We start from the raw sequence: 13,449 nt of genomic DNA on the forward strand, positions 1-13,449 counted from the left end.
CTCAGAAGTGAAACGCCGTAGCGCCGATGGTAGTGTGGGGCCTCCCCATGCGAGAGTAGGGAACTGCCAGGCATCCATCAAGTAAAAGAGCCCTGAACACGCGTTCAGGGCTTTTTTACGTCTGCAGAAAATAACTTTTACGTTCGCTCACGGCTATTGCTGAAGCATCAGCATGCTATGGGTACTTTTTTTTCCTCAAAAAAGATCTTACCGTCTCGCTTTTAGTGCCGGCGCAATTTCCTTTCTTCTCTGTCGCTGTCGGTTATGCCACATTAAGCTGAAACATTTTCATAAATAGCATGAAGTCTCGACATTCCGCGTATGCCAGGCTAATCTCGGGCATCTGGATGTCTAAACGTTTATATGGTTATCAGCAAGAGGTGAGCAGGTTATGCCAATCAGGGTGCCCGACGAATTACCGGCAGTGAATTTCTTACGTGATGAAAATGTGTTTGTGATGACCTCATCGCGCGCCCGTGTTCAGGAGATCCGCCCGTTAAAAGTACTGATCCTTAACCTGATGCCAAAAAAGATCGAGACTGAAAATCAGTTTTTACGTCTGCTCTCTAACTCACCGCTGCAAATTGATGTGCAGCTATTGCGGATAGACAGCCGCGAATCGCGCAATACCCCCAGCGAACATCTGAATAACTTTTACTGCAATTTCGAAGAGATACAGCACGATAACTTCGATGGCCTGATTGTGACAGGTGCGCCGCTGGGTCTGGTTGACTTTAATGACGTCGCCTACTGGCCGCAGATCCAGCGCGTGCTGCACTGGGCAAACGAGCATGTCACCTCTACGCTGTTTGTCTGCTGGGCGGTACAGGCTGCGCTGAACATTCTGTATGGTATTCCCAAGCAGACGCGGCAAAACAAACTGTCAGGCGTCTATGAACATCAGATCCTGCATCCGCACGCTTTGCTGACGCGCGGCTTTGATGACAATTTTCTGGCGCCGCATTCGCGCTATGCGGATTTTCCCAGCCAGCTTATACGCGACTACACCGATCTCGAACTGTTTGCTGAATCTGAGGCAACCGGCGCCTATCTGATGGCGAGTAAAGACAAGCGGCTGGCCTTTGTAACCGGGCACCCGGAATATGACGCGCTGACCCTTGCAGGTGAATTTCACCGGGATAATGATGCGGGTCTGCAGCCGGAAGTGCCGTTTAACTATTTCCCGCAGAACAATCCGGTCCTGCCGCCACGTGCGACCTGGCGCAGCCACGGCAACCTGCTGTTCTCTAACTGGCTGAACTACTATGTTTACCAGATCACGCCGTTTGACCTGCGCCACATGAATCCGACTCTCGACTGATCTCTTTTTAGCTTCTCTCCACCGCGATCGCCCTCAGGCCATCGCGGTTTTTTTATGTCTTTTCCAAAGCAGAAACCATTGCCTTTATTTTGATACTTTAAATAACAGTATATACAGAGAGTTAATGATTATCTTTTCATAAAATGGAAATAGTTTTTGAAATAAAAATTAAAATGCATATGCTCTGATCCTGTCGGTTACAAAACATCCAGTATTCTGATCCCGGCAGTAAACCAGGATCGCTTCAGGAGAGAGCCAGCATGACAGACACGATTATTCACTCTACGCTGACCTTCACTCAGCCCTTCTCAGACGCGGAGCAGCAACTGCTGACGCCGGCGGCTATTGATTTTCTGCAGGCGCTGGTCGTGCGCTTTGCCCCGGAACGCGATCGACTGCTTAAAGCGCGGCAGCAGCGCCAGCGGGACTACGATCGCGGAGCGCTGCCTGACTTTAATGCGGAAACCACTTCCATTCGTGAAAATGAATGGCAGGTGCGCCCGCTGCCTGAGCTGCTGTGCGATCGCCGGGTCGAAATTACCGGGCCACCCGATCGCAAAATGACCATTAACGCGCTGAACGCCAACGTTAAGGTTTTTATGGCGGATTTCGAGGATTCGCTGGCTCCGTGCTGGAGCAAGCTGATTGAAGGGCAGCAGGTGCTGCGTGAAGCGGTCGCCGGTACGCTGCGTTTTACCCGCGATGATGGCCGGATCTACCAGCTGCGCTCCGATCCTGCACTGCTGATGTGCCGGGTGCGCGGATTACATCTGGCTGAAAAGCATGTGGAGTGGCGCGACAAAGCGATTCCGGCTGGCCTGTTTGATTTTGCTCTCTTTGTATTCCATAACGTGCGGGCGCTGCAGGAAAAAGGGCATGCACCGTGGTTTTATCTGCCTAAAACCGAGCACGCCAGTGAGGTAGCGTGGTGGCGTGAGATCTTCCGCTTCAGCGAAGATCGTTTTGATCTGCCGCGTGGCACGATCAAAGCCACGGTACTGATTGAAACGCTGCCCGCGGTGTTTCAGATGGATGAAATCCTGTGGGAGCTGCGCGACCACGCCGTAGCGCTTAACTGCGGCCGCTGGGATTACATCTTCAGCTACATCAAAACGCTGGGGCAGCACGGCGATCGCATTCTGCCCGATCGACAGCAGATCACCATGGATCAGCCATTTCTGGATACGTACTCCCGGCTGCTGATTAAAACCTGCCACCGGCGCGGCGTACTGGCAATGGGCGGCATGTCTGCACTCATCCCGGCGCAGGAAGAGACGCGCAATGCGTGGGTAAAAGAGAAAGTTGAGGAAGATAAAGCGCGCGAAGCGGGTAACGGCCATGACGGGACATGGGTTGCGCATCCTGGTCTGGCAGATATTGCCATGAAGGTGTTTGATCGCCAGCTGGGCGATCGCGCCAATCAGCTGCACGTGACGCGTAATACTGATTCGCCGGTAACGGCTGAGCGGCTGCTGCGTCCCTGCCGCGGTTTACGTACCGAAGCGGGCATGCGCGCAAACATCCGCGTTGCGCTGCAGTATCTGGAAGCGTGGATTAGCGGTAACGGCTGCGTGCCGATTGAGGGACTGATGGAAGATGCGGCAACGGCTGAAATCGCCCGCGCCTCTATCTGGCAGTGGATCCGTCACAAACAGATCCTGAGTGATGGCCAGCTGGTCACTGCTGCCCTGTTTGAGCAGTTTCTTGACGAAGAGCTGGCCGCACTGCGCCAGCGCTACGGCGATATACGTTTTCAGCAGGGACGCTTTGAAGATGCAGCCGCGCTGATGGCGCAAATCACCACGGATAAAGAGCTGGTTCCATTTCTGACGCTGCCAGGCTACCGCCTGCTGGCCTGACCCCCGGAGAGAGTGCTATGAATCGGACACAACAGATCACACAACTGGAAATGAGCTGGCAGGATGCGCGCTGGAACGGTATCACGCGTCCCTATCGGGCAGAAGAGGTCATCAGCCTGCGCGGCTCGGTAACGCCCGCCTGCACGCTGGCAGAACGGGGCGCCGTCAGGCTCTGGTCGCTGCTGAACGGCGGCGCGACTAAAGGTTATATTAATAGCCTTGGTGCGTTAACCGGGGGGCAGGCAGTGCAGCAGGCGAAAGCCGGTATCGAAGCGATCTATCTCTCGGGCTGGCAGGTGGCGGCGGATGCGAACCTCGCCGGGCAGATGTACCCCGATCAGTCGCTCTATCCGGTTAACTCTGTACCGGAGGTGGTGCAGCGGATTAATCAGAGCTTTCAGCGCGCCGATCAGATCCAGTGGGCCAGCGGCCTGTCGCCGGAAGATGACGCGTATGTCGACTATTTTCTGCCGATAGTGGCCGATGCGGAGGCGGGCTTTGGCGGCGTACTGAACGCTTTTGAGCTGATGAAATCGATGATTGTGGCCGGGGCTGGCGCCGTGCATTTTGAAGATCAGCTGGCGGCGGTAAAAAAATGCGGCCATATGGGCGGTAAGGTGCTGGTGCCAACGCAGGACGCGATTCAGAAACTGGTAGCTGCACGCCTTGCGGCTGATGTCATGAATGTGCCAACCGTGCTGATTGCGCGCACCGATGCGGATGCCGCCGACTTAATTACTTCTGACTGCGATCCGAACGACAGCGCGTTTATCACCGGTGAACGTACGCCGGAGGGATTTTATCGCACCCGTGCCGGGATCGAGCAGGCGATCAGCCGCGGTCTTGCCTATGCGCCCTATGCCGATGTTTTATGGTGTGAAACCTCCACGCCCGATCTGGCGCTGGCGCAGCGCTTTGCTGACGCGATACACGCGCGCTATCCCGGCAAACTGCTGGCTTACAACTGCTCACCCTCATTTAACTGGAAGAAAAACCTCGACGATCGCACCATCGCACGCTTTCAGCAGGCGCTGAGCGACATGGGCTATCGCTTTCAGTTTATTACGCTGGCCGGGATCCACAGCATGTGGTTCAGCATGTTTGACCTGGCGCACGCGTACGCGCAGGGCGAGGGGATGCGCCACTACGTTGAAAAAGTGCAGCAGCCGGAATTTGCGGCGCGCGACAAAGGCTACACCTTTTCATCGCATCAGCAGGAAGTGGGCACCGGTTACTTTGATCGCATCACCACGGTGATTCAGGGCGGCGCATCTTCTGTGACGGCCCTGACCGGCTCAACGGAAACCGCGCAGTTCTGATCGGATCGGCAAGAGAGGCGCCGCTGCTGTGCAGCGGCTCGTGGCCACCGCGTACCGGAGATAACTGATGTCACCCGGAGAATCCCTTATCGCCCATACCATTCTGCAGGGCTTTGACGCGCAGTACGGTCGTTTTCTCGATATCACCGCCGGTGCGCAGCAGCGGTTTGAGCAGGCTGACTGGCCGGCGGCGCAGCGCGCCATGAAGGAGCGCATACATCTGTATGATCATCATGTCACCCTGGTAGTCAGTCAGTTGCGCGTGCTGAACGGGCAGGCGGAGTGGGATACCGCCTTCTGGCTGCGGGTAAAGGCGCACTATGAGACGCTGCTGCCGGGCTATCCGCGCCATGAAATTGCAGAGAGCTTTTTTAACTCCGTTTACTGCCGGCTGCAGGGGCACAGCCATCTGTTTCCGGAGCGGCTGTTTATTCACTCCTCGCAGCCGGGTTTGCAACAACCGGAAGCGCAGCGTCCACTGTCGCGTCGCTATGCTCCCCGGCCGGACTGGCAGAGTGCGCTGCGGCAGCTGCTGTCCGATCTTCCTCTGCGGCTGACGTGGCAGGATCGGGCACGCGATATCCGCTGGATTGAGCGGCATCTGAAGGAGCAGTTCAGCGCGGCGCAGCTGGCCGGTGCCGTGCTGGAGGTCGCCAGCGAACTTTTCTATCGTAACAAAACCGCGTGGATTGTCGCGCGGCTGCAGTTCCGCAGCGGTGAGATCCTGCCCTGTCTGCTGCCGATCCAGCGCGACAGCGATGGACAGCTGTGGATCGATACCTGCCTGACGGATCGCGATGAGGCGAGCATCGTATTTGGCTTCGCCCGCGCCAGCTTCATGGTTTACGCCCCGGTGCCTGCGGCGCTGGTGGCGTGGCTGCAGCCGCTGCTGCCAGGCAAAACCCTCGCCGAGCGCTATATCGCCATTGGCTGCCAGAAACACGGTAAAACCGAGAGCTACCGCGAATATCTGCACTATCTGGCACGCCATGATGACGCATTTGCGCCTGCGCCTGGCGTGCGCGGCATGGTGATGCTGGTGTTTACTCTGCCGGGCTACGATCGGGTATTCAAGGTCATTAAAGACCGTTTCGCGCCGCAAAAGGAGGTAACGGAAGCGCAGGTGCACGACTGCTACCGGCTGGTCAAAGAGCACGATCGCGTCGGACGCATGGCGGATACGCAGGAGTTTCGCTATTTTGCCCTGCCGCGCGCGCGGATCCCGGACGCGCTGATGGCGGAGTTCATGCGCGATATACCGGAAAAGATCACGCTGCGCGATGAGAACGTTATCATTCGTCATCTCTGGCTGGAGCGTCGCATGGAGCCGCTTAACCTCTGGCTGCAGCACGCCAGCGAGGCGCAGCGTCGGCATGCGCTGGAGGAGTATGGCAATGCCATCTGTCAGCTGGCGGCGGCTAACATTTTTCCCGGCGATATGCTGTTTAAAAATTTCGGTATGACGCGCCACGGGCGCGTGGTGTTTTATGACTACGATGAAATCCGCCTGATGACTGAGCTGATATTCCGTGACGTTCCGCCCGCGCGTTATGAAGAGCAGGAGCTGCAGGCAGAGCCCTGGTACAGCGTCGGGCCCGATGACATATTTCCGGAGACGTTCCGTTACGCGCTCTGCAGCGAACCCGCGACCGGCAGGCTGCTGCAGACGCTGCATCCGCAGCTGTTTGACCCCGGCTGGTGGCGATCGCTGCAGGCGCAGATCCGCAATGGCCATGTTGAAGAGGCGATGGCGTGGCGTAACGCCCGGCGCTTCAGCGTGCGCTACGCCACGGTAGCAGTTTAACGCCCGGCGTACGCCTGCGTGACCGTTCGGGCGGCGCGGATCACCAGCGCACCCAGCTCGGTAATACGATCGTCCGTCATACGGGCCAGCGGGCCTGAAATAGAGATCGCGGCAAACGCGTCGCCGTGCTCGTCATAAATAGGTGCCGCTACGCAGCGCAGCCCCAGCGCATGCTCCTCATCATCATGCGAGAAGCCCATTTTGCGGATCAGCGCCAGATTCTCTTTCAGCGTATGCGGCGACATCAGCGTTTTAGGCGTATAGCCGTGCAGGCCTTTCTGATGCAGCAGTGCAGTTACCTGATCGTCATTCAGATGGGCCAGAAAAGCTTTCCCGGCGCCGGAAGCGTGCATCGGCAGCTTGCCGCCAATCGGGGCTGACATACGCATCAGCTGCGTGCACTGCACCTGATCAACAATCACCGCCTGATAATCACTCAGGTCCAGCACCGCCAGATTCACCGTCTCGCCAGCTTCCTCCATTAGTCGCCGTAACACCGGATGCACAATGGCCAGCAGATTGCGGCTCTGCAGAAAACTGCTGCCCACCACAAAGGCGTGGGCGCCAATCGTCCAGTAGCCCAGATCGCCCACCTGATGCACAAAGCCCTGCTGCTGCATCGTGGAGAGCAGACGATGCGTGGTTGAATTTGGCAGGCCCGCCTGCTGCGCCAGCTCGGTCAGCGCCACGCTGCCGTGCGCGTCGGCAATTAGCTCCAGCAGACGCAGGCCGCGCGTCAGCGACTGAACCTGACCGCCAGCCGGCGGCGTAGCCGCAGGGGAGGTAACGCGAGGTTTTTTTCCGCGTTTAGCCGGTACCGGGGTAGCCATAGTTGCTCCATTTCAGCGTTGTACGTGGAAACCATTTTCGTTTTAACCATTATGGAGGCAAATGCAGTTGTGCTGGTCGGATCTGTGAGCAATGAGGAAAGAAAGCGTGCGGAGTCTGACTGATGCCAGGGGAAAGAGGGGTGGAGAGCATCAGCACAGATAGAGTGCGCGGGTGTTACCCCGCGCCCGATCTTAATTAAACCGCGCGTCGCGATCGGCGGTCAGATCGTAGAGCTGATATTTACGACTCAGCATCTGGCCACCATCACGCGTCAGCGGCACCCAGTTCACCTGTGCACGGCCGCGCGTTGGCGTGACGGTAAACAGATCCATCGGAACCGAAATATAGAAGCCTTTGGTAAAGTCGCCTTCGCCATACGCTTCAGATGAAACGTTGGTTTTGGTGGCGTAGAAGCCCACGGTGACGCCGCTGTCGTAGCGTTTGGAGATATCCAGCGTGGCGCCTTTATCCTTCGCCAGGTATTGCCCCACGCTCGCTTTCACCAGCACATCCTGCATAAACCACGGGCGCCAGTAGGCGGTCAGATGACCGGTTGGCGCTTTGTAGTCGCGGAACTGCATCATGTTGTCCCAGTCGCGTTGTTTGACATAGTTGGCATCAACGCCCACCGCCCAGTTGCTGTCTACCGGGCGGTAGAGCACTTCAGCACCGGCGCCGCCATACATGGTCTCCAGATAGCCGCCATAAACCTGACCATACAGGTTATTACCGAGGTAATGCATATAGTTGGCCTGCAGATCGTTTACGTAGACATTGTTTTTCACATAGTCGCGGATATGGGTACGCACGCGCGGCAGCGTGGAGTCAGAGGGCGCGCCGTTATAATTGAAGCGGTCATAGTTGTTCACGATATTGCCGAACAGGCTGCCGCCCACCAGCAGGTGATCGGTCAGCCAGTAATCCGCGTTTGCCATCGCGCCAACCTGATACATATAGAAGCTTTCCGGCCCGCCAACTGACTGGTTGAGCACCGGTGACAGGCTGTAGTTCAGGCGATCTTTACGCATAAACAGGCCCTGCTCGGTTGCGCCCGGATCGACCGGATTAACGCGCGACTGCTGCAGCGGCTGCTCATGCCCCAGCGGATAGCCGCTGAGCGTATTATGCAGGCTGGCAACCTGCGTGCGCGTCGTCACCTGCGGCATATTAAAGCGCGACTCCGTGACGGCAATCGTGTCAATGCCGGCCGGCAGGTGATTCATCATAATACGATTGGCGCGATCAACGCCTTCGCGCGTATCGCGATATTTGATCTGCTCACCGCTGACGTAAAGGGTAGCGCCTTTGGTCTGAATGCGCGGGCCATTGAATCCGGCGTCATACTTCAGTGCGCTAAGCTGGCTGGCGACCACGGCAGAATCCAGCAGATCGCCCTGCGGATGCGGGTCGTAAGCAGGCTTCGGCGTATCGATATGCGTCTGGCGCAGATCGTTGAAGTTGGTGCGAATGGTGACGCCAAACATAAAGGTGTTGCCGCGCTCATAGCTGGCATTGATATCTGCCCAGTCAGTAAGGCGATAAATCGCACCGGCGTTGACTTTGCTGCGCTGCTCCAGCCGTCCGGCAAAGTCATCCTGATAGTCGTTGCCCTCATACTCCAGCTTAAGGCGCAGCGGCTGCCAGGGCGTCTGATACTCCACGCCGCCAAAAAGGGCAGCAGGGCCATGAAACAGCTGTGAGCCATTGACTGAACCAGCCGTGCCGCCACCGGTGCGGCTGCAATAGCTGTCGCTGTAAGAGCAAAACGGGTTTTTCACGGTGCCGCTGTTGCCGAGATAGCCCCAGCCAAGGCCCAGCGTAAAATCGAATGGCCCCCAGGCTTTAGACGCCACCAGATATTCGCTGTCAAACAGCCCGGTGCCGCCGAGGTCGCGTGAACCCACCGCCACCTCCGGCAGCCAGTAGCTCTCCTGCCAGAGGCGCAGTTTCAGATCGAACGCTTTATCTTTATAACTCTGGTTGCCGCTGAAATCTTCCACGCCGCTGTAGCGACGGGTCCGCACATCGGTATAGCGTACGGTGGTTTCCAGCCACGACAGAAGCTGAAGCGAGGCGGAGTAGTAGCGATACTGATCGTTATCCCGCGCGTTAAGGCTGAATTCACCCTCTTTCGCCATGCGGGCGGTAGGCGTCTGCAGCAGGCCGACGCCGCCAAAATCGGATTGTGAAGGACCCACCGGCTGCGGCCAGGTTTCAGCCTGCACCTGGCAGGCGGCAGAGACAGATGCAGCCAGCAGGCTGAGCAGTAGTTGTTTTTTCATTATTGCGGGATCCGGTGAGTCAGAACAGAAATCAGACGCGTATTTAAATCTGCCTGGCCCCACGGCAGGCTCCATGAGGTAAAGCCGAGCCAGATAATGCTGCCGGGTTCAACTTCAGCATGACGCTGATTCCAGTAGGCGACCGGAACCTGACGGACCTCGCCAGATGGCGCAATAACGGTGGCCACGCTGCGATCGCCGCCGGTCAGGCGTTCGTGTGCGGCGAGATAGTCGCGTACGCTGCGTCCGGGCTGCCAGCTCTCTGCGCCAGGCCGGGCGAGGGCGCCCATAATCAGTACCTGGTGCGGTTCCGGCAGGGTATAGAGGTCATAACTGCCCTGCAGCGCACGATCCGCTTCCGGATGCAGCCGCAGCCAGTCGATATCCAGCGAGGTAAACTGCCGGCCGGTAACCGGCAGCGCGTTGAGCTGCCGGATCACTGCACCGATGGTTGCGCCGAGTGCGGCATCGCTGCTGCCCTGCCAGGCGCGCAGATCGGTCAGCAGCTGGTGGCGCTGTTGCTGTACGGCAGCGGTAGCACCGCGCTCTGCTATGACGGTGCCGGGCCACCAGGTATTGAGGCCGGGATGCGTCAGCAGCTGGCTCAGACGCTGAACGTCATCAATCTGCATGCTGCTATCGCCTGTCGCAGCGTGCACGGTAATCTGGCCTGCGGCCAGCGCGTTGCCTGCCGCAGGCAGAGCCAGTGCAGCCAGCAGAGTTATTATTTTTTTCATGATTTAGCCGGCTTCAGAAGGGTGGTTACAACAGGAAACTGGTCAGCGGCAAGCATTTGCTGCGCCTGCAGCACCGTGCCGTCGCGGTTGTCGATCCAGAACGTGTTCTGCCAGGTGCGGTTCAGGCTCGCCATCGACACATTTTCCTGCCAGACGCGGCACGGTATCGCTTCTCCCGCCAGCGTCAGCACTTCATCGGTGCCGCGCTCAAACTGCGAGACCGCCGTTGCGGCGCGTACCCGATCCTGTTCACGCCACTGCACGACGCGTGTCCAGCTGGCACCGTTCTGCAGATGCAGCGCATCAGCCAGCGGATCCCCGGCGAGGTTGCTGACCGCCTGCAGGTTGTCGCGCAGTCCCAGCGTTTTCACCAGGCGGCCATGCTGCATCACCAGCATGGCTTTGTCCTGAGTCACCCACTTTTGCTGACCCGCTTCAAGGTAGCCGAGTACCACAAAGATACGTGCGCCATTGTCGATGCGGGCGTACATACTGGCGTAAGGGAGTTTCTGAATCTGTTCGGCACTGACCGTGACGTCGTCGGGACCATTGACGGCAAGCATGACGGTCTGCTCAAGACCTTTTTGCGTCTGTGTGCAGGCCTGCAGCAACAGACAAAGCAGCAGCAAAGAGAGTTGGCGCACTGTGTGTATCCCTGTCTAAAAAACAAAAGCAAAAAATAACCACACGGCGGTGTGGTCAGGAGTCAAAGCGTATTATCAGCGGGTCGTGCCCGTTGTGGTTGTTGTTGTACCGGTATTTGCGCCATCACCGCCGCCGCCGCCGCCAGCAGCGGCAAGGCCGAGACCTACCAGCGCGCCGAGCGCGCCAATCCCCACCGCGGTCGATGCGCCAGAGGAGATCGCGCCCGCCTGTGCGCCGGCTGCTGCGCCGGTCTCTTCCGGTACGGCGTGGGCGGCAGAAGCGACCGCGAGATATAACAAGGCTGCACCGGCAGCCACGAGTTTTTTCATAACAGCGTTTCCTGCATTTAGAAAAAAAATGAATGAAGGAGCTATCCTGGTTTCAGGCGCATTTACGTCAGAGCAATAAAATATCAGCCTGTAGCAGGCTAAAAAGCGCGCCCGTATCCGGCTGCTGTGGTATTGCAGTCAGAAAAAACCGGCGTGAATAGCTTTTTTCCGTGGCCCGTTTGCTACTGCCTGAAGCGTAAATATGACGACATTATATACGGCAGGATTTTACACTTTTTTAGTAAAATTTGGCACGGAATAGGAATTATCGGATTTTCCTGATGGGTTGTAAATTTAAATCCGCGTGGATTCAGGGGGGCTGAGCGCCTGTTGCACGCAATCAGATCCGGTAAAATCTGTGATTTTTGCAGAGGCTTAGCGCAACATCAGATTTTCTGTAGCCAGCCGAAGGGATATTTTCATCAGCAATGAATGGCCGTATTAAAACCGGCAAATAAGCGGAATAAAAAAAGGCGGCCAGCGGCCGCCCTGATGATCCTGATGCAAATTAACGCCAGGATTTGTAGCGATTGATCAATCCATTGGTCGAGCTGTCGTGACTGGCAATATCTGCGTCATTTTCCAGCTCAGGCAAAATACGATTTGCCAGCTGTTTGCCCAGTTCCACGCCCCACTGATCGAACGTGTAAATATTCAGAATGGCACCCTGCGTGAAAATCTTATGTTCATACAGCGCAATCAGCGCACCCAGGCTGTAAGGGGTAATTTCGCGCAGCAGAATGGAGTTAGTCGGACGGTTACCTTCAAACACTTTAAACGGCACAACGTGCGCCACGGACTCCGCCGATTTGCCGGCATCCGTAAATTCTTTCTCTACCGTATCGCGTGACTTACCAAACGCCAGCGCCTCGGTCTGAGCAAAAAAGTTCGACAGCAGCTTCTGGTGGTGATCGGCCAGCGCGTTATGGGTAATGGCCGGTGCAATAAAGTCGCACGGCACCAGCTTGGTTCCCTGATGGATCAGCTGATAAAACGCATGCTGACCATTGGTGCCAGGCTCGCCCCAGATAATCGGGCCGGTCTGATAGTCGACCGGATTGCCTTCACGATCGACATACTTGCCGTTCGATTCCATGTTGCCCTGCTGGAAATAGGCAGCAAAGCGATGCATATACTGGTCGTAAGGCAGGATCGCTTCGGTTTCGGCACCAAAAAAGTTGTTGTACCAGATACCGATCAGCGCCAGCAGCACCGGCAGGTTCTGCTCCGCCGGAGCGGTGGCAAAATGCTGATCCATCGCGTGTGCGCCGCTGAGCAGCTGCGTGAAGTTGTCAAATCCGATGGAGAGAATAATAGAGAGGCCGATGGCCGACCAGAGCGAGTAGCGCCCGCCAACCCAGTCCCAGAACTCAAACATGTTGCTGGTATCAATACCAAACTCGCTGACCGCTTTGCCGTTGGTAGAGAGCGCGGCAAAATGTTTTGCCACGTGCTGCTGATCGCCCGCCGTTTTCAGGAACCAGTCGCGTGCGCTGTGCGCATTGGTCATGGTTTCCTGCGTGGTGAAGGTTTTTGAGGCCACCAGGAACAGCGTGGTTTCCGGGTTCAGATCTTTCAGCGTCTCAGCAATATGCGTGCCGTCAACGTTGGAGACAAAGTGCATATTCAGATGGTTTTTATAAGGGCGCAGCGCCTCAGTCACCATAAACGGACCGAGATCGGAGCCGCCAATGCCGATGTTGACCACATCGGTAATGGGCTTACCGGTGTATCCCTTCCATTCGCCGCTGATGATACGCTCAGAGAAGCCTTTCATCTTGTCCAGCACGGCGTTGACTTCCGGCATCACATCTTTGCCATCAACCAGAATCGGCGTATTGCTGCGGTTGCGCAGCGCCACGTGCAGCACGGCGCGCTCTTCCGTACGGTTGATCTTCTCGCCGGAGAACATCGATTTAATGGCGCCCGCCAGGTCAGTCTCTTTAGCCAGCGCCTGTAATTTTGTGAGGGTTTCCTCAGTGATACGGTTTTTTGAGAAATCCACCAGCATCTGGTCATCGAAAGTAGCGGAGAATTTCGCAAAACGATCGGCATCCTGCTGAAAAAGATCGGCGATCTGCACTGATTTCATCTGTTCAAAATGCTGCTGCAGCGCTTGCCACGCTGCGGTTTGTGTCGGATTGATATTTTTCATGGCAACACTCTTGTTGATATAAGAACCGTCATTTCATCCGGGCGCGTTCCGCTGGCCCGGCATGCTTAGTTTCTCTTACGGCGCGCTGCTGATACCCCGGTGTGCGCCTGTTTATCAGGGGCATAACCGCGTCGGGTACAGTCGAACAGGCATCGCGCAAACGCATT

10 protein-coding genes are annotated in these 13,449 nt (G+C 56.9%); 4 read left to right on the forward strand and 6 right to left on the reverse strand.

The features are described from left to right. Positions 1-391 precede the first annotated feature (391 nt). The 4 genes from metA to aceK all read left to right on the forward strand — a co-directional run bounded on the left by metA (position 392) and on the right by aceK (position 6,303). A complete protein-coding gene (gene metA / locus FS690_RS07610; RefSeq protein ID WP_108570107.1) occupies positions 392-1,321 on the forward strand; it encodes a homoserine O-succinyltransferase in 930 nt (309 codons plus the stop codon). A gap of 260 nt (positions 1,322-1,581) precedes the next feature. Next, entirely contained in the window at positions 1,582-3,180 is a 1,599-nt protein-coding gene (gene aceB / locus FS690_RS07615; protein WP_039381859.1) for a malate synthase A, read from the forward strand. Between the two features lie 17 nt (positions 3,181-3,197). Beyond that, positions 3,198-4,499: an isocitrate lyase gene (aceA, locus tag FS690_RS07620; protein WP_039381861.1), complete on the forward strand. Its 1,302-nt coding sequence runs from the start codon at positions 3,198-3,200 to the stop codon at positions 4,497-4,499. Positions 4,500-4,566: 67 nt separating this feature from the next. Further along, the gene (aceK, locus tag FS690_RS07625; protein WP_108570109.1) at positions 4,567-6,303 is read left to right on the forward strand and encodes a bifunctional isocitrate dehydrogenase kinase/phosphatase; all 1,737 of its coding nucleotides are present in this window, start codon (positions 4,567-4,569) and stop codon (positions 6,301-6,303) included. On the opposite strand, the gene iclR is transcribed toward aceK, so the two are convergent. From iclR to pgi, 6 genes are all read right to left on the reverse strand, one after another. After that, positions 6,300-7,133 carry a glyoxylate bypass operon transcriptional repressor IclR gene (iclR, locus tag FS690_RS07630; protein WP_039381868.1) on the reverse strand — a complete coding sequence of 278 codons (834 nt, stop codon included), beginning with the start codon at positions 7,131-7,133 and terminating at the stop codon, positions 6,300-6,302. The two genes, aceK and iclR, sit on opposite strands and share 4 nt — an antisense overlap. A gap of 192 nt (positions 7,134-7,325) precedes the next feature. Beyond that, positions 7,326-9,416, reverse strand: a complete 2,091-nt coding sequence (locus FS690_RS07635; RefSeq protein WP_104085632.1) for a YjbH domain-containing protein — start codon at positions 9,414-9,416, stop codon at positions 7,326-7,328. Beyond that, positions 9,416-10,153 carry a capsule biosynthesis GfcC family protein gene (locus tag FS690_RS07640; protein ID WP_039381872.1) on the reverse strand — a complete coding sequence of 246 codons (738 nt, stop codon included), beginning with the start codon at positions 10,151-10,153 and terminating at the stop codon, positions 9,416-9,418. The genes FS690_RS07635 and FS690_RS07640 overlap by 1 nt, the downstream gene beginning before the upstream one ends. Continuing rightward, a complete protein-coding gene (locus FS690_RS07645) occupies positions 10,150-10,797 on the reverse strand; it encodes a YjbF family lipoprotein (RefSeq protein ID WP_094112274.1) in 648 nt (215 codons plus the stop codon). The genes FS690_RS07640 and FS690_RS07645 overlap by 4 nt, the downstream gene beginning before the upstream one ends. Before the next feature lie 75 nt (positions 10,798-10,872). Beyond that, complete coding sequence (gene yjbE / locus FS690_RS07650) at positions 10,873-11,127, reverse strand: exopolysaccharide production protein YjbE (protein ID WP_039381876.1); 255 nt, start codon at positions 11,125-11,127, stop codon at positions 10,873-10,875. A gap of 508 nt (positions 11,128-11,635) precedes the next feature. Beyond that, entirely contained in the window at positions 11,636-13,282 is a 1,647-nt protein-coding gene (pgi, locus tag FS690_RS07655) for a glucose-6-phosphate isomerase (protein WP_065650404.1), read from the reverse strand. Positions 13,283-13,449: the final 167 nt, after the last annotated feature.

The sequence above is a fragment of the Pantoea sp. PSNIH1 genome, assembly GCF_007680655.1.
Classification (GTDB): domain Bacteria; phylum Pseudomonadota; class Gammaproteobacteria; order Enterobacterales; family Enterobacteriaceae; genus Pantoea; species Pantoea eucrina.

Coding starts and splice junctions, on each gene's coding strand:
- metA (WP_108570107.1), top strand. CDS start 392: ATGCCAATCAGGGTGCCCGACGAATTACCGGCAGTGAATTTCTTACGT.
- aceB (WP_039381859.1), top strand. CDS start 1,582: ATGACAGACACGATTATTCACTCTACGCTGACCTTCACTCAGCCCTTC.
- aceA (WP_039381861.1), top strand. CDS start 3,198: ATGAATCGGACACAACAGATCACACAACTGGAAATGAGCTGGCAGGAT.
- aceK (WP_108570109.1), top strand. CDS start 4,567: ATGTCACCCGGAGAATCCCTTATCGCCCATACCATTCTGCAGGGCTTT.
- iclR (WP_039381868.1), bottom strand. CDS start 7,133: ATGGCTACCCCGGTACCGGCTAAACGCGGAAAAAAACCTCGCGTTACC.
- FS690_RS07635 (WP_104085632.1), bottom strand. CDS start 9,416: ATGAAAAAACAACTACTGCTCAGCCTGCTGGCTGCATCTGTCTCTGCC.
- FS690_RS07640 (WP_039381872.1), bottom strand. CDS start 10,153: ATGAAAAAAATAATAACTCTGCTGGCTGCACTGGCTCTGCCTGCGGCA.
- yjbE (WP_039381876.1), bottom strand. CDS start 11,127: ATGAAAAAACTCGTGGCTGCCGGTGCAGCCTTGTTATATCTCGCGGTC.
- pgi (WP_065650404.1), bottom strand. CDS start 13,282: ATGAAAAATATCAATCCGACACAAACCGCAGCGTGGCAAGCGCTGCAG.